Origin of the sequence: Streptomyces marianii, from assembly GCF_005795905.1 — a bacterium.
In the GTDB taxonomy this organism is placed as follows: Bacteria; Actinomycetota; Actinomycetes; order Streptomycetales; family Streptomycetaceae; genus Streptomyces; species Streptomyces marianii.
This window is the reverse complement of sequence record NZ_VAWE01000001.1, coordinates 4747733-4769271: the sequence shown is the minus strand read 5'-3', so window position 1 is coordinate 4769271 and position 21539 is coordinate 4747733. Positions and strand designations below refer to the sequence as shown.

General features: G+C 73.8%; 17 protein-coding genes and 1 pseudogene. 4 read left to right on the top strand and 14 right to left on the bottom strand.

Annotated elements, in window-relative coordinates:
• Window positions 1-48: 48 nt before the first annotated feature.
• The 9 genes from FEF34_RS21560 to FEF34_RS21520 form a co-directional block, all read right to left on the bottom strand.
• Window positions 49-1095, bottom strand: a complete 1047-nt coding sequence (locus tag FEF34_RS21560; protein ID WP_138054609.1) for an isopenicillin N synthase family dioxygenase — start codon at window positions 1093-1095, stop codon at window positions 49-51.
• Window positions 1096-1611: 516 nt separating this feature from the next.
• Window positions 1612-2226: a TetR/AcrR family transcriptional regulator gene (locus tag FEF34_RS21555; RefSeq protein ID WP_171053040.1), complete on the bottom strand. Its 615-nt coding sequence runs from the start codon at window positions 2224-2226 to the stop codon at window positions 1612-1614.
• Entirely contained in the window at window positions 2214-2963 is a 750-nt protein-coding gene (locus tag FEF34_RS21550) for an enoyl-CoA hydratase family protein (RefSeq protein WP_138054608.1), read from the bottom strand. Before FEF34_RS21550 ends, FEF34_RS21555 begins: the two co-directional genes overlap by 13 nt.
• Window positions 2960-4567: a 4-coumarate--CoA ligase family protein gene (locus tag FEF34_RS21545; RefSeq protein ID WP_138054607.1), complete on the bottom strand. Its 1608-nt coding sequence runs from the start codon at window positions 4565-4567 to the stop codon at window positions 2960-2962. The genes FEF34_RS21550 and FEF34_RS21545 overlap by 4 nt, the downstream gene beginning before the upstream one ends.
• Window positions 4568-4612: 45 nt before the next feature.
• The gene (locus tag FEF34_RS21540) at window positions 4613-5746 is read right to left on the bottom strand and encodes an acyl-CoA dehydrogenase family protein (protein ID WP_138054606.1); all 1134 of its coding nucleotides are present in this window, start codon (window positions 5744-5746) and stop codon (window positions 4613-4615) included.
• A complete protein-coding gene (locus FEF34_RS21535) occupies window positions 5743-7704 on the bottom strand; it encodes an ATP-binding protein (RefSeq protein WP_138054605.1) in 1962 nt (653 codons plus the stop codon). Before FEF34_RS21535 ends, FEF34_RS21540 begins: the two co-directional genes overlap by 4 nt.
• Window positions 7705-7711: 7 nt before the next feature.
• Window positions 7712-9313: an acyl-CoA carboxylase subunit beta gene (locus FEF34_RS21530; RefSeq protein ID WP_138054604.1), complete on the bottom strand. Its 1602-nt coding sequence runs from the start codon at window positions 9311-9313 to the stop codon at window positions 7712-7714.
• Between the two features lie 181 nt (window positions 9314-9494).
• Window positions 9495-11210 carry an acyclic terpene utilization AtuA family protein gene (locus FEF34_RS21525; RefSeq protein ID WP_138054603.1) on the bottom strand — a complete coding sequence of 572 codons (1716 nt, stop codon included), beginning with the start codon at window positions 11208-11210 and terminating at the stop codon, window positions 9495-9497.
• Between the two features lie 3 nt (window positions 11211-11213).
• Window positions 11214-12026, bottom strand: coding sequence for a TIGR03084 family metal-binding protein (locus FEF34_RS21520; RefSeq protein WP_138054602.1), 813 nt, complete (start codon window positions 12024-12026; stop codon window positions 11214-11216).
• Window positions 12027-12093: 67 nt separating this feature from the next.
• On the opposite strand from FEF34_RS21520, the gene FEF34_RS21515 reads away from it, so the two are divergent.
• Window positions 12094-12321 carry a tyrosine-protein phosphatase gene (locus tag FEF34_RS21515; RefSeq protein WP_234042497.1) on the top strand — a complete coding sequence of 76 codons (228 nt, stop codon included), beginning with the start codon at window positions 12094-12096 and terminating at the stop codon, window positions 12319-12321.
• A gap of 42 nt (window positions 12322-12363) precedes the next feature.
• Here FEF34_RS21515 and FEF34_RS21510 read toward each other — a convergent pair whose 3' ends face one another.
• On the bottom strand, window positions 12364-13383 hold the full coding sequence (locus tag FEF34_RS21510; RefSeq protein WP_234042496.1) for an EamA family transporter: 1020 nt from the start codon (window positions 13381-13383) through the stop codon (window positions 12364-12366).
• Window positions 13384-13509: 126 nt separating this feature from the next.
• Between FEF34_RS21510 and FEF34_RS21505 the strand changes: the two are divergent.
• A pseudogene (locus FEF34_RS21505) lies at window positions 13510-14366 on the top strand (LysR family transcriptional regulator).
• Window positions 14367-14421: 55 nt separating this feature from the next.
• Here FEF34_RS21505 and FEF34_RS21500 read toward each other — a convergent pair.
• Window positions 14422-14835 carry a cytidine deaminase family protein gene (locus tag FEF34_RS21500; RefSeq protein WP_138054601.1) on the bottom strand — a complete coding sequence of 138 codons (414 nt, stop codon included), beginning with the start codon at window positions 14833-14835 and terminating at the stop codon, window positions 14422-14424.
• Window positions 14836-14994: 159 nt separating this feature from the next.
• Here FEF34_RS21500 and FEF34_RS21495 point away from each other — a divergent pair, with 159 nt between their 5' ends.
• Window positions 14995-15816: an HAD hydrolase family protein gene (locus FEF34_RS21495; RefSeq protein ID WP_171053039.1), complete on the top strand. Its 822-nt coding sequence runs from the start codon at window positions 14995-14997 to the stop codon at window positions 15814-15816.
• Window positions 15817-15915: 99 nt separating this feature from the next.
• On the opposite strand, the gene FEF34_RS21490 is transcribed toward FEF34_RS21495, so the two are convergent.
• The 3 genes from FEF34_RS21490 to FEF34_RS21480 form a co-directional block, all read right to left on the bottom strand.
• Window positions 15916-16575 (bottom strand): HAD family hydrolase, encoded by a 660-nt coding sequence (locus FEF34_RS21490; RefSeq protein ID WP_171053038.1) that lies wholly within the window; start codon window positions 16573-16575, stop codon window positions 15916-15918.
• Between the two features lie 51 nt (window positions 16576-16626).
• Window positions 16627-17220, bottom strand: a complete 594-nt coding sequence (locus FEF34_RS21485; RefSeq protein WP_138054600.1) for a Uma2 family endonuclease — start codon at window positions 17218-17220, stop codon at window positions 16627-16629.
• Window positions 17221-17315: 95 nt separating this feature from the next.
• Window positions 17316-20285, bottom strand: a complete 2970-nt coding sequence (locus FEF34_RS21480) for an FAD-binding and (Fe-S)-binding domain-containing protein (protein ID WP_234042495.1) — start codon at window positions 20283-20285, stop codon at window positions 17316-17318.
• Window positions 20286-20406: 121 nt separating this feature from the next.
• Here FEF34_RS21480 and serC point away from each other — a divergent pair, with 121 nt between their 5' ends.
• Window positions 20407-21525 (top strand): phosphoserine transaminase, encoded by a 1119-nt coding sequence (gene serC, locus FEF34_RS21475; protein WP_138054599.1) that lies wholly within the window; start codon window positions 20407-20409, stop codon window positions 21523-21525.
• Window positions 21526-21539 lie beyond the last annotated feature (14 nt).

The following is a 21539-nucleotide window of genomic DNA, read 5'->3' as shown; positions in this document are numbered from 1 at the left end:
CCGGGCATGTGACGGCCCAGGCCCGGCGAAGGGCCGGACCGGCGGCGGTCAGGCCGCCCGTTCCACGAGATCCGCGTGGTGGCGGGCGGCGACCAGCGGATGCGCCCGCAGCTTGCCCTTGAGCTCGTTGCGCCCGTACTCGGCGAACAGCGGGTTGGCCGGGTCGGTGGTGACGCCGGGCGCTTCGGCCGCGTACGGGAAGGGCAGCGGGGCGACCCGGGCGTCGAGCCGCGGGTTGAAGAAGAACGGCACGGAGAACCGCTCGGTGGCACCGGGCGGGCTGACCACCCGGTGGTTGGTGGCGACGAGGTAGCCGTTGGTGGCGACCTCGAGGAGTTCGCCGAGGTTGACGACGAACGCGCCGGGCATCGGCGGTACGTCGTGGAAGAGACCGTCCTCCCGCTGCACCTGGAGACCGCCGATGCGGTCCTGGTGAAGCAGGGTGAGGAAGCCGTAGTCCTTGTGGGCGCCGACGCCCTGGTCGGCGCCGTCGCCGGCGCTGCCGGGGTAGCGGACCAGCTTCAGGTGCAGATGGGCCCGGTCGCCGAAGACCTCGTCGTAGAAGTCCGGCGGGGCGCCGATGGCCGTCAGGAGTTCGTGGAGCAGCCGGTGCGCGACCGCGCTGAGGCGCTCGATCCAGCCGAGTGCGGCGGTGCGCAGCTCGGGCAGCGCGGCGGGCCACTGGTTGGGGCCCTCCAGCCACCAGTACGCGGGCTCACCCGGCGCGGGCACGTGCGCGGGCCGCTCGGCCCCGATGTCGAGCTGGTCGCGCCAGTCGCGGCTGCCGCCGGTGCGCTCGTCGCCGATGCGCGTGTAGCCCCGGAAGTGCGGTGAGTTGACGTTGTCGATGGCGTGCCGCTCGGCCTCGGGCAGGGTGAAGAAGGCGCGCGTCGCACGCATGAGCGCGTCGGTCTCGGCCTCGGTGACACCGTGGCCGACCAGCTGGAAGAAGCCGACGTCGTGCGCGGCGGCGTGCAGACGGGCGTGCAGGTCGGCGCGGGCCGCGGGGCCGCGGTCGGCCGCGGAGAGGTCGACGACCGGGAGCTGCGAGAGGTCGCGCGAGGCGTGCTGCGGGAGGTGCTGCGAGGAAGACATGGGTGCGTCCGCTGTTCTGTGTCCCGGCCGCCGGTCCCGGTGGTGACCGGGTGCGTGTGCCGCCGACGCCGCCGGAGTGGGGCGGGGCCGGTGGGCCGGGTGGGGGTGGAGTCAGGGCGTGGGTCGGAGGTGAGCCCGACAGCCCATGCTCGTGACGCGGAGGAAGTCCACGTGGCGACGGCGAACGAGCGGAAGCATGGGAAAAGGGTACGACGCGCGGCTCGACGAGCGACCGTGACCCGGGTCACAGGGCGGGAACGGATGCGCCCCGTGACCGTCCTGCCGTCGGGGGCAGTCGGGAGCGCGACAAGGCGTAAGGGCTGTCCCGTCATCACCGGTGGATCAGCGCGCGGCGTCAGATGCGGTGCATCGCAAGGCGGAGGGTCGTCCTCATACCGGGCGTATTCGGGCGATACGGCAACGCAGCGAGGTGCCGCAGCTGTCGTCGTGCGCCCGCTGGGGACTACGGGACAGCCCTTGGCTTAGCTAGACGACCGAGTCAACACGCTCGGTCGTTCACGGCCGGGAAGTTGGCCCCAGCGTCTCCTCCAGCAGCCTCGCCCACTGCCCCACGACCCGCTTTCGCCGCGCCGCGTCGTCGGTCAGCAGGTTCGCGAGCCCCAGGCCACGGGCCATGTCGAGCAGGCCCTGGACGGTCTCCCGCACGCCCGGCACCGACTCGTCCGCGCCGAGCAGCTCCACCGCGATCCGGTGGGTCTCGCGGCCGACCCGCGCCTCCAGTTCGGTGACGCGGCCGCGCAGCTGCTCCTCGTTGGAGGCCGCGACCCACAGATGGAGGGCGGCGCGGAAGAGCGGACCGGTGTAGAGGTCGACCAGGGCGGCGACGACGGCGGCCCTGCTCTGCCCCGGAAGGGACCGCAGCGCCGAGGACCGCTCCTCCGCCACGTACTCCACGGCCGCCGTGAACAGGTCCTCCCTGGTCGGGAAGTGGTGCTGTGCCGCGCCCCGCGAGACCCCGGCCCGCTCGGCGACCACCGAGACGGTGGAGCCCGCCCAGCCGCGTTCGGCGAGGCAGGCCACCGCGGCCTCCAGCAGCCGCTGCCGGGTGGCCCGGCTGCGGTCCTGCTTGGGCTCCTTGGCGGAGCCGGTGGGGGAGGTCACAACACCCATGCGGGGTCCCGTCGTTCGAGGAAGGCCGTCATCCCCTCGCGTGCCTCCGCGGAGGCGAAGATCGACGCCGAGCGTTGGACGAGGTCCTCGGCGTCACGGTCGAAGGTCTCCCGCACCCTAGCCGTGAGCAGCTGTTTCGTCGCGTCCAGGGCCTGCGGCGAGGCCTTGCGGAAGCCGTCGAGGACCGGAGCCAGGGCCTCGTCCACGTCCTCGGCGACGGCCGTCAGCAGGCCCATGCGGGCCGCCTCCGCGGCGCCGAAGCGCTCCCCGCTCAGGTAGTAGCGGGCCGCCGCCCGGGGTTCCAGGCGCGGCAGCAGCGGCAGGGAGATCACGGCGGGCGCCACCCCGATCCGCACCTCCGTGAACGCGAAGTCCGACCCGGCGGACGCGGCGGCGACGTCGCAGGCGCCGACGAGGCCGAGCCCGCCGGCCCGCACACGGCCGTCCACCCGCGCCACCACGGGCTTGGGCAGTTCGACGATCCGCCGCAGCAGCGCGACGAACGTGTACGGGTTCGGGGGCTCCTTCAGATCGGCGCCGGCACTGAAGGTGCCGCCGGTGTGGGTCAGGACGACGGCCCGCACGGCGGGGTCCTTCCCGCACTCGGCCACGGCGTCGGCCAGCTCGCCGACGAGCCGCGCCGAGAGGGCGTTGCGGTTCGCCGGCGAGTCCAGCGTCAGGGTCGTGATGCCGCGTGCTGTCGCCGCCTTGACGGTCTCCGTGCCGGTGGATGTCACGTGGTCTCCTTCTCCGATTCCTCCCGGGCCTGCCGGGTCTCCCGGTCGCGCAGCTCGCGGCGGAGGATCTTCCCCGAGGCGGCCCGGGGCACCCCTCCGATGAACTCGACGCGCCGGATCTTCTTGTACGGGGCCACCCGCTCGGCGACATGGGCGAGGACCGCGTCGGCGGTCAGATCGGGCGCGGCGGCCTGCCGTACCACGTACGCCTTGGGTATCTCGTTCCCGTCGTCGTCGTACACGCCGATCACGGCGGCGTCCGCGATCCCCTCGTGGGTGAGCAGCAGGGCCTCGAGCTCCGCCGGGGCGACCTGGAAGCCCTTGTACTTGATGAGTTCCTTGACCCGGTCGACGACGAACAGCCAGCCGTCCCCGTCGACCCGGCCGATGTCACCGGTGTGCACCCAGCCGTCGCCGTCGATCATGGCGGCGGTGGCGTCGGGGCGGTTCAGATAGCCCTTCATCACCTGCGGCCCGCGGATGACGATCTCGCCCTCCTCGCCGGGTGCGGCGTCCCGGCCGGGGTCGTGGAGAGCCAGGATCCGCATCTCGGTGCCGGGCAGCAGCTTGCCCACGGCGCCGGGCGGCGGGTCCTCGGCGTCGAGCGGCACGACGTGGGTGCCGGGCGACAGCTCCGTCATGCCGTACGCCTGGAGCACCGGCGGCAGACCGAGCCGCTCCGAGCAGGCGCGGGCGAGCCCGGCGTCGAGCGGGGCGGCGGCGCTGACGACGTACTCCAGCGACGACAGGTCGTAGCCGGCGACCGCCGGGTGCTTGGCCAGCGCCAGCACGATCGGCGGGGCGACGTACAGGGCGTTGATCCGGTGCTTCTCGATCGCGGCGAGGAACTGGTCGAGGTCGAACCGCGGCAGGACGACGACGGTCGCGCCGTTGCGCAGCGGGGCGTTCATCAGCGCGGTGAGGCCGTAGATGTGGAAGAACGGCAGCACGGCGAGGACCCGGTCGCCGGGCTTCACGGGGATCACCGGTTCCAGCTGCGCCAGATTGGTGGCGATGGACCGGTGGGTGAGCATGACGCCCTTGGGCACGCCGGTGGTGCCGGAGGAGTACGGCAGGGCCGCGACGTCCTCCGCCGGATCGATGGCGACGTCGGGTTCGGGGGCGGTGGAGCCGAGCATGGAGAGGATCGAGCGGTGGCCGTCGGACTGGTCGCAGACGAAGATCTCCTCGACCCCGCCGACCAGTTCCGCCGCGCGCCGCGCCGCTTCGAGCAGCGGGGAGACGGTGACGATCCAGCGGGCGGAGGAGTCGCGCAGCTGCTTGGCGAACTCCTCCGCCGTGGAGAGCGGATGGACGGTGGTGACGGACGCCCCGGCGCGGGTGGCGGCGTAGAAGACCGTCGGGTAGGCGATCGTGTTGGGGCTGTGCAGGGCGAGCACATCGCCCTTGCGGACGCCCGCGTCGGCGAACGCCGCTGCGAGCCTGCGGTGGTACGTGTCGAGCTGGGCGTACGTGAGCGTCGTCCCGCCGGCCCCGTCGATCAGGGCGACGGTGTCGCCGTACTCGGCGGCTCGGCCCAGGACGGCTTCGTGGATCGGGACGGAGAGGGACGGAACGTCCGCGTACTCGCTGTGCATCACCATGGCAGCCCCTTCACGGTCGTGTCGTGGTCGCCAGAATCGCCCCTGTCAGTACGACTTGGGGAGACCCAGGGACTGGTGGGACACGAAGTTCAGCACCATTTCGCGGCTCACCGGGGCGATCCGGGCGACCCGGGCGGCGGTGACCAGGGACGCGAGACCGTACTCGCGGGTGAGGCCGTTGCCGCCGAGCGTGTGGACGGACTGGTCGACGGCCCTCACACAGGCTTCTCCCGCCGCGTACTTGGCCATGTTGGCGGCCTCGCCGGCGCCCGCGTCGTCGCCCGCGTCGTACAGCGCCGCGGCCTTCTGCATCATCAGCCGGGCGAGTTCCAGCTCGATGTGCGCCTGGGCGAGGGGGTGCGCGATGGCCTGGTGGGCGCCGATGGGCGCCTTCCAGACCTGCCGCTCCTTCGCGTACTCCACGGCGCGTGACAGTGCGTAGCGCCCCATGCCGATCGCGAACGCCGCCGTCATGATGCGCTCCGGGTTGAGTCCGGCGAACAGCTGGAGCAGTCCGGCGTCCTCCTCGCCCACCAGCGCGTCCCCGGGCAGCTCCACGTCGTCGAGGACCAGCTCGAACTGCTTCTCCTGCGCGTGCAGTTCCATGTCGATCTGCGAGCGGCCGAAGCCCGGCGCGTCCCGCGGGACGACGAACAGGCACGGCTTCAGCTTCCCCGTCCGTGCGTCCTCGGTGCGGCCCACGATGAGCGTCGCGTCGGCGATGTCGACGCCGGAGATGAACACCTTGCGGCCGGAGAGGACCCAGCCGCCCTCCGTGCGCCGCGCGGTCGTGGTGATCCGGTGCGAGTTGGAACCGGCGTCCGGCTCGGTGATGCCGAACGCCATCGTGCGGGTGCCGTCGGCGAGACCCGGGAGCCACGCGCGGCGCTGCTCCTCGGTGCCGAACCGGGCGATGACGGTGCCGCAGATGGCGGGCGAGACCACCATCATCAGCAGGGGGCAGCCGGCGGCGCCGAGCTCCTCCAGCACGATGGACAGCTCGGCCATGCCGCCGCCCCCGCCGCCGTACTCCTCCGGGAGGTTGACCCCGAGATAGCCCAGCTTGGCGGCCTCGGCCCACAGCGCCTCGCGGTCGTGGTCGCGGCCGTGCCGCTTCCCGAGGGCCGCGACCGCGGCGCGCAGCGCCGTCCGCTCTTCGCTTTCTATGATCGTGCTCATGATGTGTGCTCCTCCTGTGCTGCGGCATGGACGACGGCGAGAAGGGCACCGACCTCGACCTGGCGGCCGGGGGCGGCGTGGAGCGCGGTGAGGGTGCCGGAGGCGGGAGCGGTGATGCGGTGCTCCATCTTCATCGCCTCCAGCCAGACGAGCGGCTGGCCGGCGGTGACCGCGGTGCCGGGGGCGAGCCCCTCGGCGACCCGGACGACCGTGCCGGGCATGGGGGCGAGCAGCGAACCGGGCTCGCGCTGGGCGGTGGGGTCGGGGAAGCGGGACAGCCGGGTGAGCGTGTGGGCCGAGGTCGGGGTGTCGACGTGGATCAGGTCGCCCTCGTGGACGGTGACCCGGAACTCGCGTTCCACACCGTCGACCTCGAGCCGTACGGCGTCCGGGGCGGCCTGCCGGACCCGTACGCCGGGGAAGCCCTCGGCCTGTGTGCCCCGGCGGGTGACGCGGTAGCGGACCTCGTGCTCGGCGTCACGGCCCCGATAGCGCTTCACCTGGGGCTGCGAGGGAAGGTTGCGCCAGCCGCCGTGACGGGCGGTCGTGCCGGCCGCGCCGCCGTCGGCCCGCCGGGCGGCGGCGTCCGCCAGGGCCGCGGCGAGCGCGGCGAGTTCCTCGCCGTCCTCCGCCGCGGTCAGCGCGGGCAGATGCCGGTCGAAGAAGCCGGTGTCCATCCGCGCCGCGGCGAACTCGGGGTGCCGCAGGGACCGGACGAGCAGCCGACGGTTCGTGACGGGACCGTGGATCGTCCCCCTCGCCAGATCGCCCGCGAGCCGGCGCACGGCCTCCCGCCGGGTGGGCGCCCAGACGACGACCTTGGCGATCATCGCGTCGTAGTGGACGCCGATCCGGTCGCCTTCGCCGTACCCGGCGTCGATCCGCGTCCACGGCCGCGGCTCCGCGGCACCGTCCCCCGGTCGGGCGGCCGGGAAGGACAGCGTGTGGAGCCGGCCCGCCTGCGGAGCCCAGGAGCGGGACGGGTCCTCGGCGTACAGCCGGGCCTCGACGGCGTGGCCGCGCGGTGCGGGCGGCGCGGGCGGCAGGGCGCCGCCCTCCGCGACCGCGATCTGCAGGGCCACCAGGTCGACGCCGAACACCGCCTCGGTGACGGGGTGTTCCACCTGGAGCCGGGTGTTCATCTCCAGGAAGTGCGCCCGGTCGCCGACCACGAGGAACTCGACCGTGCCGGCGCCCCGGTAGTCCGTGGCCCGCGCCGCCCGGACGGCCATCTCCTCCAGCCGGGAGGTCAGTTCGGGACCCAGCCCGGGCGCGGGCGCCTCCTCGACGACCTTCTGGTGGCGGCGCTGCAGCGAGCAGTCCCGGGTGCCCAGCGCCCACACCGTGCCGTGGGCGTCGGCGAGGATCTGCACCTCGACATGGCGGCCGCCCTCGACGTACGGCTCGACGAAGACCTCGCCGTCCCCGAAGGCGCTCAGCGCCTCGGCCCGGGCGGCCGCCAGCTCGTCCCGGAGCGCGCCCAGCTCCCGGACGACGCGCATACCGCGACCGCCGCCGCCGGCCGCCGCCTTCACCAGCACGGGCAGGTCGTCCTCGGTGACCGCGTCCGCCGCGAGCGGGGCGATCCCCATCAGCTCCTTGGCGCGGGTCTTGGACGCCATCGCCTCGACGGCCTCCGGGGGCGGCCCGACCCACGTCAGTCCCGCGCCGATGACCTCCCGGGCGAAGTCGGCGTTCTCGGACAGGAATCCGTAGCCGGGGTGGACGGCGTCCGCGCCGGCCGCGAGCGCCGCCTTCACGATCAGGTCGCCGCGCAGATAGGTGTCGGCGGGCGCGGCGCCCGGCAGCCGTACGGCGGTGTCGGCCTCCCGGGTGTGCAGCGCGCCCTCGTCGGGGTCGGCGTAGACGGCGACCGTCGCGATACCGAGCTCCCGGCAGGTGCGGAACACCCGGCAGGCGATCTCACCGCGGTTGGCGACGAGCAGGGTTTCGATCATCGGGGCCTCACATCCTGAAGACGCCGAAGCCGCCGCGCGCGCCTTCGACCGGGGCCGTGTGGATGGCGGACAGGCACATGCCGAGCACCGTGCGGGTGTCACGCGGGTCGATGACGCCGTCGTCGTACAGCCGCCCGGAGAGGAACATCGGCAGCGACTCCGTCTCGATCTGCTGCTCGACCATCGCGCGCAGCCCCGCGTCGGCCTCCTCGTCGTAAGGCTGCCCCTTCGCGGCGGCCGAGGCGCGGGCGACGATCGAGAGGACGCCGGCGAGCTGCTGCGGGCCCATCACGGCGGACTTGGCGCTGGGCCAGGCGAAGAGGAAGCGCGGGTCGTACGCCCGGCCGCACATCCCGTAGTGGCCGGCGCCGTACGAGGCGCCCATCAGGACCGACAGGTGCGGGACCTTCGAGTTGGAGACCGCGTTGATCATCATGGCGCCGTGCTTGATGATGCCGCCCTGCTCGTACTCCCTGCCGACCATGTAGCCGGTGGTGTTGTGCAGGAAGACCAGCGGGATGTCGCGCTGGTTGGCAAGCTGGATGAACTGGGCGGCCTTCTGCGACTCGGCGCTGAACAGCACGCCCTGCGCGTTGGCGAGGATGCCGACGGGATGGCCGTGGAGCCGGGCCCAGCCGGTGACCAGGCTCGGGCCGTACAGCGGCTTGAACTCGTCGAAGTCGGAGCCGTCGACGATCCGGGCGATGACCTCGCGCGGGTCGAACGGGGTCTTCAGGTCCTCGGGGACGATGCCGAGGAGCTCCTCCTCGTCGTACGCGGGCGGTGCGGCCGGGGCTGCCGGAGCGGGGTGCGCCTTGCGGTGGTTGAGGCGCGCGACGATCCGGCGGGCGTGGCGGACGGCGTCGTACTCGTCCACGGCGTAGTGGTCGGCCAGTCCGGATGTCCGGGCGTGCATCTCGGCGCCGCCGAGGGACTCGTCGTCGCTCTCCTCGCCCGTGGCCATCTTCACCAGCGGCGGCCCACCGAGGAAGACCTTCGACCGCTCCTTGATCATGACGGCGTGGTCGGACATGCCGGGGACGTACGCCCCGCCGGCGGTGGAGTTGCCGAAGACCACCGCGATCGTGGGGATCCCGGCGGCGGACAGCCGGGTGAGGTCGCGGAAGAGCGCCCCGCCCGGGATGAAGATCTCCTTCTGGGACGGGAGGTCCGCACCGCCGGACTCGACGAGGCTGACCACCGGCAGCCGGTTGGCGAACGCGATCTCGTTCGCGCGGAGGATCTTCTTCAGCGTCCAGGGGTTGCTGGCGCCACCGCGCACGGTCGGGTCGTTGGCGGTGATCAGGCACTCGACGCCCTCGACCGTGCCGATGCCGGTGACGACGGACGCACCGACGGGGTAGTCGCTGCCCCAGGCGGCGAGCGGCGACAGCTCCAGGAACGGGGTGTCGGCGTCGAGGAGCAGCTCGATCCGCTCCCGGGCCAGGAGTTTGCCCCGCTTGCGGTGCCGTGCGGTGTACTTCTCGCCACCACCGGCGAGGGCCTTGGCGTGCTCGGCCCCGAGCGCGTCGAGCCGGGCGAGCATGGCCTCCCGGTGGGCGGCGTGGTCGGGGGACGCGCTGTCGAGCGCGCTGGCGAGGACGGTCACGGGGTCACCTCCGGTGCGGGGTGCGGTGCGGGCTTGCGGTACGGGCTGCGGTACACGGGCGGGAGAGCGCGCCGGGCGGCGCCCGGGGAGAACGGCCCGGTGGCCCGGCACGGTGCGGCGGTGTCCGGCCCGCTCGGGGCCGAGGGGGCCGGACGGCGGGCGCCGCGAGAGGGGGCACGGGTCACAGCAGGCTCTCCGGGACGTCCACGTGCCGGGACCGCAGCCACTCCCCCAGGCCCTTCGCCTGCGGATCGAAGCGGGCCTGGGCGGCGACGCCCTCGCCCAGCAGCCCCTCTACGGTGAAGTTCAGCGCCCGCAGGTTCGGCAGGACATGGCGTACGACGGGCAGCCCCGCGGTCTCCGGCAGGAGTTCGCGCAGCCGCTCCACGGTCAGCTCGTGCGCCAGCCAGCGCCACTCCTCGTCGTCACGGACCCACACCCCGATGTTCGCGTCACCGCCCTTGTCGCCGCTCCGGGCACCCGCGACCAGGCCGAGGGGGGCGCGGCGGGTCCTCGCGCCGGCCGGCGGCGACTCTGGCAGCGGCGGTTCCGGAACGGGCTCCAGCACGCGGGTGCGCGGGGCCGCCGGAACCGGCAGCCGCCGCCCGTCGTCGAGCACGGCGGTGTGCGCGACCGACCCCGCGTCCACGTACGCCGCCTCGAACACCCCGTAGGGCGCGCCCTTCCCCGGCGGGGCGGTCACATGGAAGCCCGGGTAGCCGCCCAGGGCCGTCTCGACGGCCGCCCCGCTGACGACCCGGCCGACGGCCTCCGCGTCGCGGTCGCGCACGACCAGCCGCAGCAGCGCGCTCGCGGTCTCCTCGGTGGCGGCGTCCGGCCGGTCGGTGCGGGCCAGTTCCCAGCGGACCTCCGCCGGGCGCGCCCCGGCGCGGCCGAAGGCGTCCTCGATCTGCTCGCGCACGAGCCGCGCCTTGGCGTCGATGTCGAGCCCGGTCAGCACGAACACCACCTCGTTGCGCCAGCCGCCGAGGCGGTTGAGGCCGGTCTTGAGGTCCGGCGGCGGCGCCTCGCCGCGCACGCCCGACACCCGGACCCGGTCCGGGCCGTCCTGGGTGAGCCGTACGGTGTCCAGGCGCGCGGTGACGTCGGGGCCCGCGTACCGCGCTCCGCCCGTCTCGTACAGCAGCTGGGCGGTGACCGTCCCGGTGTCCACGAAACCGCCGGTGCCGGGGTGCTTGGTGATGACGCTGCTGCCGTCGGCGTGGAGTTCCGCGAGGGGGAACCCGGGGCGGCGCAGGTCCCGGCCGGCGTAGCGCTCGTCGGCGAAGAAGGCGTAGTTGCCGCCCGTCGCCTGCGTGCCGCACTCCAGGACGTGGCCGGCGACGACGGCGCCGGCGAGGGCGTCGTGGTCCTCCGGCCCCCAGCCGAAGTGCCACTGCGCGGGCCCGGTGACGAGTGCGGCGTCGGTGACCCGGCCGGTGACGACGACGTCCGCGCCCTCCGCCAGGCAGGCGGCGATCCCGCCCCCGCCGAGGTAGGCGTTGGCGGCCAGCGCGCCGGGGAAGCGCTCGGTGAGGTCGTCGCCCTCGACATGGGCGACGCGCACGGGGACCCCGACCCGGGCGGCGAGTTCGCGCACGGCGTCGGCGAGACCGGAGGGGTTCAGCCCGCCCGCGTTGGCGACGATCCGCACACCGCGCTCGTGCGCCAGACCGAGGCCCTCCTCCAGCTGGCGCAGGAAGGTCCGGGCGTACCCGAGGCGCGGGTCCTTCATCCGGTCCCTGCCGAGGATCAGCATGGTCAGTTCCGCCAGGTAGTCCCCGGTGAGGACGTCCAGTTCGCCGCCGGTGAGCATCTCGCGCACGGCGTCGAAACGGTCGCCGTAGAAGCCGGACGCGTTCCCGATCCGCAGCGGGGCGGGCTCCGTGGGCGGCATCGGTCAGGCCCCCTTGGGGGCGCGGCCGGTGCCCGCCGGCCCGGCGAACGCCTGGGCGATGTCCAGCCAGCGGTCGGCGTCGGCACCCTCCGCCCGGACGGCGAGGTCGTCGCGGTGCGCGCGCTGGGTCACCAGCAGGCAGAAGTCCAGCGCGGGGCCGGTGACCCTCCCCCGGCCCTCGGCGCGGGGGACCTCGGCGGCCTCCTCGGGCCCCCACGTCCACAGTTCCCCGCCCGGCCCGGTCAGCTCGACCCGGAACTGCTCCTTCGGAGCCTCGAGCCCTCGCACGAGGAAGGCGTAGTCGCGGGCCCGCACTCCGATGTGCGCGACGTGCCGCAGCCGGGCGGTGGGCTCCCGCACGACGCCGAGGGCGTCGGCGACGTCCTGGCCGTGCGCCCAGGTCTCCATCAGCCGGGCGGTCGCCATCGACCTGGCGCTCATCGGCGGCCCGTACCAGGGGATCCGGGCGCCCGGGGGCGCGTCGCACAGGGCCTGCCGGAGCCCGTCGCGGCCCTTGCGCCAGTGGGCGAGCAGTTCGGCGGGCGGCCGGCGGACCCCGGCCTCCGCGGCCCGGTCGACGAAGGTGCCGGGCTCGGCGAGTGCCTTCTCGACCTCCCGGGCGAAGGCACCGGGGCTGGTGGCGGCGAGCAGGGCGACCTCGTCGGTCCAGGCGAGGTGGGCGATCTGGTGGGCGACGGTCCAGCCGGCCGCGGGCGTCGGCGTCCACCATTCCTCGTCGCTCAACCCGGCCACGAGCCGGTCGAGTTCGTCGCTCTCTGCGCGCAGGTCGTCGATGACGGCCGCAGGGTCGGACACGGGGCGCTCCCTCCGGGACACGGCGTGGTGTCCCGGAGCATGACAGCGCCCCCAGAAACAATCAAGCATGATTGCTTTACTTTTTCGGCCGACCGTACGACCAGCCCTCACTCGCCCCGAGATCGAGGTCGGGCCGTTCCTCGCCGAGCGATATCCGGAGGTGGCCGCCGACGGGGCGGCCGAGCTGCGCGAGGCCCTGGAGGTGATCGCGGCGTCGGACCGCCCGGTGGTGTTCCACCGCGCGTCCGGCAAGCCCGCGTCCGCGCCCGGGAGTGACTCCGGGACCGGGACGTAGGCCCCGCGGGCGGGTGCCGGCGCACCCCGACCGCGGACGGGCTCACGCCTTGCGGGCGCCCGCCCCCACCTGGGTGCGCACCGCGCCCATACTCGCCGCGACGACCAGCGCGATCGCCAGCGCGTCGGCCGCGGACAGCACCTGGTGCAGCACGAGGAACCCGGCGGTCGCGGCGATCGCCGGTTCCAGGCTCATCAGTACGGCGAAGGTGGGGGCGGGCAGCCGTCGCAGGGCGAGCAGTTCCAGCGTGTAGGGCAGCACGGACGACATCAGCGCGACCAGGAGGCCCAGCCCGATCGTGGACGGGCCGAGCAGCTTGCCGCCCGCCTCCGCGACGCCGAACGGCAGACTGAGGACGGCGCCGACCGCCATCGCGAGGGCGAGCCCGTCGGCCTGCGGGAACCGGCGTCCGGTGCGGGCGCTGAAGACGATGTACGCCGCCCACATCGCACCCGCCCCGAGGGCGAACGCCGCGCCGGCCGGATCGAGCCGGCCGAAGCCGCCGCCGAGGAGGACGACGCCGCCGAGGGCGAGGCCCGCCCAGAGGAGGTTGATCAGCCGCCGCGAGACGACCACGGAGAGCGCCAGCGGGCCGAGGACCTCCAGGGTCACGGCCGCGCCGAGCGGAATGCGGTCGGCGGCCTGGTAGAAGAGCATGTTCATCCCCACCATGGCCGCGCCGAAGACCACCACCGTGCCCCAGTCGGTGCGGGAGTGGCCGCGGAGCCGGGGGCGGCAGACCAGCAGGAGCACGACGGCGGCGAGGACGAGCCGGAGCGTGACGACGCCGAGCGCTCCCGCGTGGGGCATCAGCAGCACGGCGACGGCGGCGCCGAACTGCACGGAGAGCCCGCCCGCGACGACGAGGGCGACCGGCCCGAGCGAGCCGCGCCCGTGCCGTGCGGCGCGCCCGTGCCGTGCGGCGCGCCCCAGTTCACCGGCGGCCTCGGGGAGGGCGACCGCGGCGGCAGCCGCCCGCTCCACCCTCGCGCCCTCACGGCCATCGGCGCTTGCGGTCGCGCCTGCGCCACGGAGCCTGCCCACCGTTCCACCCTCGTCCATCCGACTGTACCTGTAGTTCAAAATACTGCACTGGAGTCACTCGGTCCACTTCGTCCCCCCCCTCACGCTACGGAAGCCCGCGCCGCCCGTGAAATGCCGATTGGGCTGCGGTTATGCTCCACACGCATGAGCATCGAGCTGCGTCATCTCCGCTGTTTCCTCGCCATCGCGGAGGAACGGAGCCTGACCAGAGCCGCCACCGCCCTGCACCTCACCCAGCCGGCCGTCTCGCGCACGCTCGCCGCACTGGAGCGCCGGCTCGGCGTGCGACTCGTCGACCGCTCCACGCATCATCTGGACCTCACCGCCGAAGGCCGGGCCTTCCGTGAGAAGGCCGCGGCGGCGGTGGCCGCGTTCGACGAGGCGCTCGACCCCGCGCGACTGCACCGCCGACCCCTGCGCCTCGGGCACGCCTGGTCGGCCTTCGGTGCGTTCACCACGCCCCTGCTGCGGCGGTGGCAGCAGGAACACCCGGACACCCCGCTGGAACTCCTCCGCATCGACGACCGCACTGCGGGACTGGCGGCGGCGAGGTGGACGCCGCCGTGCTGCGCGGCCCGGTCGACACCTCCGGCCTGATGACGGCGCTGCTGTTCACCGAGCCCCGGGTCGCCGCGGTCACCTCCGACGGGCCGCTCGCCCGTCACGCCTCACCGACGCTCGCCGATCTCGCCGCCGTCCCGGTGGTCCTCAACACCGTCTCGGGGCTGACGACGCTCGACCTCTGGCCGGCCGGGACCCGGCCGGCCACGACGCTGACCGTCGGCAACACCGACGACTGGCTGACCGCGATCGCCGCCGGCCGCGGCGCGGGCGCCTCCTCGGCGTCGACGGCGGAGATGCACCCCCACCCGGGAGTCACCTACCGCCCCCTCGCCGACGCCCCTCCGGTCCCGGTCCTCCTCGCCTGGCGGGCCGCCGCACCGCACCCGGCGCTGGGTGCGCTGGTGGCGCTGGCGCGCGAACTCGGCGCGGAGAGCTGAGTCGACGCGGCGGGAAGCACCGCACCGCCGGCGGTGTCGGCCCCGACCAGCGCGCTCACCCGTCCTCGAGCTGATGGTCCGCCCAGACGTAGCTCGCGGGCAGCAAGTCGCCGATGGGAACGGCTCGTAGGCGGTCGCCCTCGCCGACGATGACCTCGAGGCCGGGGAAGTAGTCGAGCAGGACCTGACGGCAGCGGCCGCACGGGGGGACGACCCCTCGTGCGCGGTCCCCCACCGCGACGACGGTGTCCAGCTCGTAGGCGCCCTGGGCGGCAGCCGTACCGATGAGAACGAGTTCGGCGCAGGGACCTCCCGTGAAGTGGTAGGCGTTCACCGCGGTGACGATCCGTCCGTCCCGGGTGCGGGCCGCGGCCGCCATGGTGTGGTTGTCGCCCCGGCAGCGTGTGCCGGCGACGCGCGCTGCGGCCCGGACGAGTTCCTGGTCGACGGGGTGGGACTGCGTGGTCATCTTCTCCGCCTTCGCCGGGTGTCACGCGACGCTGCACCACTCGGTGAGGACGCGCAAACGAATATCGGGCGGTCCGTGCGGCACTTCGGGCACCCGCCGGAGGCGGGCGATTGGAGAACCGGTCCCGGGCACGGCCCGATGGCGCCCTAGCATGAGCCGATGCGGCACCCTCACCCCCGCCCACGGCTGATCGCGACCGACCTGGACGGCACACTCCTGCGCCGCGACGGCACCGTGTCGGAGCGCACGCTGCGCGCCCTGCGCACGGCAGTCGGGGCCGGGGCGGAACTCGTCTTCGTCACCGCCCGGCCACCGCGCTACGTGGAGGCGCTGGCCGCGGCCACGGGGCTCGTCGGCACCGCGGTGTGCAGCAACGGCGCGCAGGTGTACGACGTGCGCGCGCGTACGGTCGTTCGCTCGCTGGCGCTCGTGCCGGCCACGGCCCGCAAGGTGGCGACGGCCCTGGCCGAGGCGGCGCCGGGACTGGGTTTCGCCGTGGAGACCGGTCTGAGGGTGCTGTACGAGCCGGCGTATCTGCTGCGCTTCGGCGGCGGGCTCGGCGCGGAGTCACCCGTGGCGTCGCTGGGCGACCTCTGGTTGCTCGACGTCCCCATCGTCAAGCTGCTCGCCCACTCGAACCGGTTCGACGCGGACGTGCTCGTGGCCCTGGCGGAAGAAGCGGCGGGCGGGGAGGCGCAGTTCACCCACTCGGGCGGGCGCGGCCTGCTGGAGATCAGCGCACAGGGCGTCACCAAGGCCGCGACGCTGTCCACGCTCTGCGCGGAACGGGGCATCGCCGCGGAGGAGGTGGTGGCGTTCGGCGACATGCCCAACGACGTGACGACCCTCCGCTGGGCGGGCGGCGGTTACGCGATGGGCAACGCGCACCCGGTCGTACTCGCCGCCGTTCCCCGGCGGACCGCGTCCAACGAGGAGGACGGCGTGGCCCGGGTCCTGGAGCGGCTCTTCGACGGGGACTGAGCCCGGCGACGAGCGCGGCGCGACGCGGGTCACCGCCGCATTCCGGGCCCCGGCCGGCGTCGTCGAGTCCGCGCCGGCCACGACGGCCCGGGCTTCCGTTCAGCGTCCGGCCGATCCGAGCAGCGCCGGCAGCTCGCGCATGTCGTCGAACACCACCGTGCCGGGCCCCTCCAGCCGCGCCGCCGGGGTCAGCCCCCCGCAGTACCCGAAGGCCCGCATCCCAGCGGCGCGGGCGGCCTGGACTCCGTAGGCGCTGTCCTCGACGACCGCGCACCGGGCGGGGTCCACGCCCATGGAGCGGGCCGCGTGCAGGAAGAGGTCGGGCGCGGGCTTGCCGAGGGACACGTCGGAGGCGCTGAAGACACGGCCCTCGAAGCGCCCGAGCAGTGAGGTGAGCGTGAGGCTGCTCCTGATGCCGCCGTGGTGGCCGTTCGAGGCCACGCAGAACGGCACGGTGAGCGCGTCCAGGGTCTCGGTGATGCCGTCCACGGCAGTGAGTTCCGCCGCGAGCGCCTCCTCGTAGAGATGCTCGTACTGCAGTTGCCAGTCCTTCTCCAGCCGCCGCCCGAGCCGCTCCTCGACGGCCGCGGTGTACACCTCGCCGGAAGAGCCCACGAAGAGCTCGACGATCTCGGCCTCGGTGAACGAGCACCCGAGCTCGGCCGTGATCAGCGCGTCCACCTTCACGCAGATCCGCTCGCTGTCGACGAGCACGCCGTCGCAGTCGAAGATCACCAGCTCGACAGGAGGATGAGTCATGAACGGCAGCCTAGGACCGTGCGCTTCGGCCGCCCCCACGCCCTCTCCGCCTCAGTCGCGGGGGAAGTCCCCGGTTCCGAGGGTCAGGCCGACGGCCGTGCCGCTGAGGTCGACGTCCGCGCCGAAGGCGACGGTCGTCTCGACGAGATAGTCGCCGCCCTTGGGCTGGGTGTACACGTGGCAACGGCCGACACAGGGGTCGACGATCAGGTAGACCGGGACCTCGGCGTTCGCGTAGGCGGCCTTCTTCGGGCCGTGGTCGTTGGCGCCGGTGCTCCTGGAGACGACTTCGACGACGAGGACCACGTCCTCATGGCGCCACAGCCCTTTCGCGTTCTTCTCGGCGTCCCCGGTGAGGAGGGTCAGGTCGGCGGCGAATCCGTTCAGGCGGCCGGGATAGTCGATGCGAACGTCCGACTTGATCCTTTTCCTGGGATACCGCCCCCGCAACTGGTCGTAGACGTCCGCGATGATGTCCCAGTGCGTGTCCCGCTGCGGCGACATGAAGACGGTCCCCTCGACGATCTCGACCTTGTACCCCTCGGGGACGGGCATCCGCTCGAGCGCCTCGAACATCTCGTCCAGGGTGTGCTCGTTGTCGCTCTCAGCCATCTCGATCCTGTCGGTCTCCACGACGGTCACCATGGCGCTCCTCCCCGGCCGCCGCGTGGTGGCGGGCAGCCGCGCAGCACAACGATACGTACGGCCGTGACGACACGCCCGGCTCCCGCTCGGCCTCTTCACCTGCCGTCGGCCGGCTTCCGGGTGCCACCACCGTTCCCCTCCCCCACGGGCCCCTCCACACCGTCCTCCGCCGACTCCCCCGCCAGTCCCTCCGCCAGCACCTCCGCCAGATGCCGTCCCCGCCGGCCCGCCAGCTGTTCCAGTTGGGTGCGGCAGGAGTAGCCGTCGGCGAGGAGGACCGTGTCGGCGGTCGCGGCGCGCACCGAGGGCAGCAGCCGGTCCTCCGCGCAGGCCACCGACACCTCGTAGTGGCCGCGCTCGAAGCCGAAGTTGCCCGCGAGCCCGCAGCAGCCGCCGCTCAGCTCGCCGGTGAGACCGGCTCGTTCGCGCAACCGGCGCTCGGCTGCGTCGCCGAGGACCGCGTGCTGGTGGCAGTGGGTCTGGCCGGCGACCGGGCGGTCCAGGCGGGGTGGGCGCCAGTCGGGGGCGTGTTCCTCCAGGGCGGCCGCGAAGGTGCGTACGGAACCGGCCAGACGGTGTGCCCGCGGATCGTCCGCCAGGAGTTCCGGGAGGTCCGTGCGCAGGGCCGCCGCGCAGCTCGGTTCGAGGACGACCACCGGTGAGCCCCGGTCCAGGACGGGCTCCATCACGTCCAGGGTGCGGCGCATGACGGCGCGGGCGCGGTCCGGTTGGCCGGTGGAGACGTAGGTGAGACCGCAGCAGACCCGGCCCGGAGGCAGGGACACGCCCAGGCCCGCGGACTCCAGAACCCGGACGGCCGCGCGGCCGACCGACGGGGAGAGGTGGTCGGTGAAGGTGTCGGGCCACAGCACGAGCGGTGAGCCGGGGGTTCCGTCACGCCGCCACCAGGAGCTGAAGGTCCGCGTCGCCAGCCGTGGGATCTCCCGTTCCGGGGCGATGCCGCCGAGGCGTTTCACGAGCGACGCGAGGGGCCGAACCCGCGAGGCCGCGTTCAGCGCCCCGGCGAACGGCGCGGCGGCCCGCAGCCAGTGCGGCAGCCACCCCATCGTGTAGTGCGCGGCGGGCCGCAGCCGCCCCGCGTAGTGGTGGTGCAGGAACTCCGCCTTGTACGTGGCCATGTCGACGCCCACCGGGCAGTCGCTGCGGCAGCCCTTGCAGGACAGGCAGAGGTCGAGCGCCTCGTGCACCTCCCGCGAGCGCCAGCCGCCGGTGACCACCTCGCCCGCGAGCATCTCGTGCAGCAGCCGGGCGCGGCCGCGCGTGGAGTGCCGTTCCTCGCCGGTCGCGCGGTACGACGGGCACATCACCCCCGGCCCCGTGGAGGGCCCGTCCACCCGGCACTTGGCCACCCCGACGCACCGCCGCACGGCGGCCGTGAAGTCCCCGCCGTCGTGCGGGTAACCGAAGGCCACGTCCACCGGCTCCCTCGGCAGGACCGCGAAGCGCAGGTTCTCGTCCAGTCTCGCGGGCCGGACCAGCATGCCCGGGTTCAGCCCGCCCGCCGGGTCCCACACGTCCTTGAACCGGCCGAACAGCGCCACCAGTTCGTCCCCGTACATCCGCGGCAGCAGCTCCGCGCGCGCCTGTCCGTCGCCGTGCTCGCCCGACAGCGAACCGCCGTGCGCCACGACGAGTCCGGCCACGTCCTCCGAGAACGCACGGAAGCGCCGCACTCCCTGCTCGCTCAGCAGGTCGAAGTCGATACGGACGTGGATGCAGCCGTCGCCGAAGTGGCCGTAGGGCGTACCGCGCAGCCCGTGTTCGGCGAGCAGCGCCCGGAAGTCCCGCAGATAGGCGCCCAGCCGGGCCGGGGGCACCGCGCAGTCCTCCCAGCCGGGCCAGGCCTCTCCCCCGGCGCCTGCGGCCCGGGTGGGGGTGCCGCCCGCGTGGCCGGGGGGCGTACCCCCGCGGTCCGGAATCCGGGTCGCGGTGCCGGAGGCGTCCTCCCGGACCCGCCACAGCGCGCGCTGCCCCGCGGGGTCGGTGACGACGGTCCCGTCGAGGGCGTCCGCGCCGCGCACGATCTCCTCGGCGCGTGCCCGTGCCTCGGCGGCCGTCGCCCCGCCCGTCTCGACGAACAGCCAGGCGCCGCCCCTCGGCAGCCCCTTGCCCACGGCGTCCGGGACGAGATCGTCCGCCATCCCCTCGACCGTGAGCGGCCGGTACGGCAGCAGCCCGGCGGCCGCCTCGGCGGCCGCGCTCTCGTCCGGGTACCCGAGCAGGGCGAGCGCCCGTGCGGGCGGCGACTCCACCAGCCGTACGGTCGCCTCCGTCAGCACCGCGAGAGTGCCCTCGCTGCCGCAGAAGGCGCGGGCGAGATCGGTGCCGTTCTCGGGCAGCAGGGCGTCCATCGCGTAGCCGGAGATCCTGCGCGGCAGCCCGCCGGGGAAGCCGGTGCGCAGCAGCGCCAGACGGCCCGCGACCAGTTCGCGCAGGCCGTCCGCGACGCGGGACCCGGGTGCTCCGCCGGGGGCGCCGGGCGCCCCCCAGCCCTGCCCCAGCCGCAGCTCCTCGCCCCCGTACGTCACGACGGACAGCTGACGGACGTTGTCCGCGGTCGTCCCCCAGGCCACCGAGTGCGAGCCGCACGAGTTGTTGCCGATCATCCCGCCGAGCGTGCAGCGGCTGTGCGTGGAGGGGTCCGGCCCGAAGGTCAGCCCGTGCCGGCCCGCCTCGTCCCGCAGCCGGTCCAGCACCGCGCCGGGCTGGACCACCGCCGTGCGGGCGGCCGGGTCGACGGAGACCACGGAGCGCATGTGGCGGGTGAAGTCCAGCACGACGCCGGTTCCCGTCGCCTGGCCCGCGATCGACGTCCCCGCTCCCCTGGGCACCACCGGGACGCCGTGGCCGCGGCAGACGGCGAGCGCCGCCACGACGTCCGCGGCGTCGAACGGCGCGACCACGCCCTCGGGCACCCGGCGGTAGTTGGACGCGTCCATCGTCGTCAGCGCCCGCGTCCCGGGCGAGAAGTCCACCTCGCCGCGGAGCTCCTTCCGCAGCGCCCGTTCCAGCTCCCTGCGATCAGCCACCGTGCGATCAGCCATGGCCCCAGCGTGCCCCACGCTCGATCGGGTGATGCCCATACCCGTCCCGACCAGTGACCGCTTGTCTCATCCGCCGGACATCGAGTCCGGTGACCTGGCGGAACCGACTAGGCTCCGGCTCGTGGCCGATATCCAGATTCCCGCTGACATCAAGCCCGGCGACGGTCGTTTCGGCGCCGGACCCTCCAAGGTGCGGACGGAGGCGCTCGACGCCCTGGCCGCCACCGGTACGTCCCTGCTCGGCACCTCCCACCGCCAGGCCCCGGTCAAGAACCTGGTCGGCTCGGTGCGCGAGGGCGTCCGCGAGTTGTTCTCCCTGCCCGACGGCTACGAGGTGATCCTCGGCAACGGCGGCTCCACCGCGTTCTGGGACGTCGCGACCCACGGGCTCATCGAGAACAAGTCCCAGCACCTGTCCTTCGGCGAGTTCTCGTCGAAGTTCGCCAAGGCGGCGAAGCTGGCTCCGTGGCTGGCCGAGCCGACCGTGATCTCCTCCGACCCCGGCACGCATCCGGAGCCGCGGGCGGAGGCGGGCGTCGACGTGTACGCCTTCACCCACAACGAGACCTCCACCGGTGTGGCCGCCCCGATCAAGCGCGTCGAGGGCGCCGACGAGGGCGCCCTCGTCCTCGTGGACGCCACGTCGGGCGCCGGCGGCCTGCCGGTCCACATCGCCGAGACCGACGTCTACTACTTCGCGCCGCAGAAGTCGTTCGGGTCGGAAGGCGGGTTGTGGATCGGGGTGTTCTCGCCCGCCGCGCTGGAGCGCGCCGCCCGTGTCCACGGCTCGGGCCGGCACGTGCCGGAGTTCTTCAGCCTGCCGACGGCGATCGACAACTCGCTGAAGAACCAGACGTACAACACCCCGGCGCTGGCGACCCTCTTCCTGCTCGACGAGCAGCTGAAGTGGTTCAACGGCCAGGGCGGGCTGGACTGGGCGGTCCGGCGGACCGCGACGTCCGCGCGCAACCTGTACGGCTGGGCCGAGGAGTCGAAGTACGCCACGCCGTTCGTCGCGGACCCGGCGCAGCGCTCGCAGGTCATCGGCACGATCGACTTCTCGGACGACATCGACGCCGCGGCGGTCGCGAAGGTGCTGCGGGCCAACGGGATCGTGGACACCGAGCCGTACCGCAAGCTGGGCCGCAACCAGCTGCGGATCGCGATGTTCCCGGCGATCGACCCGGCTGACGTACAGGCGCTGACGGCCTGTGTGGACCACGTGATCGAGAAGCTGTGACCCGGGCGTCGTGA

Bases quoted from the DNA above. Each gene is read 5' to 3' on its own strand.
- FEF34_RS21510 (WP_234042496.1), bottom strand. From the start codon at position 13,383: ATGGACGAGGGTGGAACGGTGGGCAGGCTCCGTGGCGCAGGCGCGACC.
- FEF34_RS21540 (WP_138054606.1), bottom strand. From the start codon at position 5,746: ATGAGCACGATCATAGAAAGCGAAGAGCGGACGGCGCTGCGCGCCGCG.
- FEF34_RS21485 (WP_138054600.1), bottom strand. From the start codon at position 17,220: ATGGTGACCGTCGTGGAGACCGACAGGATCGAGATGGCTGAGAGCGAC.
- FEF34_RS21525 (WP_138054603.1), bottom strand. From the start codon at position 11,210: ATGCCGCCCACGGAGCCCGCCCCGCTGCGGATCGGGAACGCGTCCGGC.
- FEF34_RS21515 (WP_234042497.1), top strand. From the start codon at position 12,094: ATGATTGCTTTACTTTTTCGGCCGACCGTACGACCAGCCCTCACTCGC.
- FEF34_RS21480 (WP_234042495.1), bottom strand. From the start codon at position 20,285: ATGGCTGATCGCACGGTGGCTGATCGCAGGGAGCTGGAACGGGCGCTG.
- FEF34_RS21535 (WP_138054605.1), bottom strand. From the start codon at position 7,704: ATGATCGAAACCCTGCTCGTCGCCAACCGCGGTGAGATCGCCTGCCGG.
- FEF34_RS21495 (WP_171053039.1), top strand. From the start codon at position 14,995: ATGCGGCACCCTCACCCCCGCCCACGGCTGATCGCGACCGACCTGGAC.
- FEF34_RS21555 (WP_171053040.1), bottom strand. From the start codon at position 2,226: ATGGGTGTTGTGACCTCCCCCACCGGCTCCGCCAAGGAGCCCAAGCAG.
- FEF34_RS21560 (WP_138054609.1), bottom strand. From the start codon at position 1,095: ATGTCTTCCTCGCAGCACCTCCCGCAGCACGCCTCGCGCGACCTCTCG.
- FEF34_RS21490 (WP_171053038.1), bottom strand. From the start codon at position 16,575: ATGACTCATCCTCCTGTCGAGCTGGTGATCTTCGACTGCGACGGCGTG.
- FEF34_RS21500 (WP_138054601.1), bottom strand. From the start codon at position 14,835: ATGACCACGCAGTCCCACCCCGTCGACCAGGAACTCGTCCGGGCCGCA.
- FEF34_RS21545 (WP_138054607.1), bottom strand. From the start codon at position 4,567: ATGGTGATGCACAGCGAGTACGCGGACGTTCCGTCCCTCTCCGTCCCG.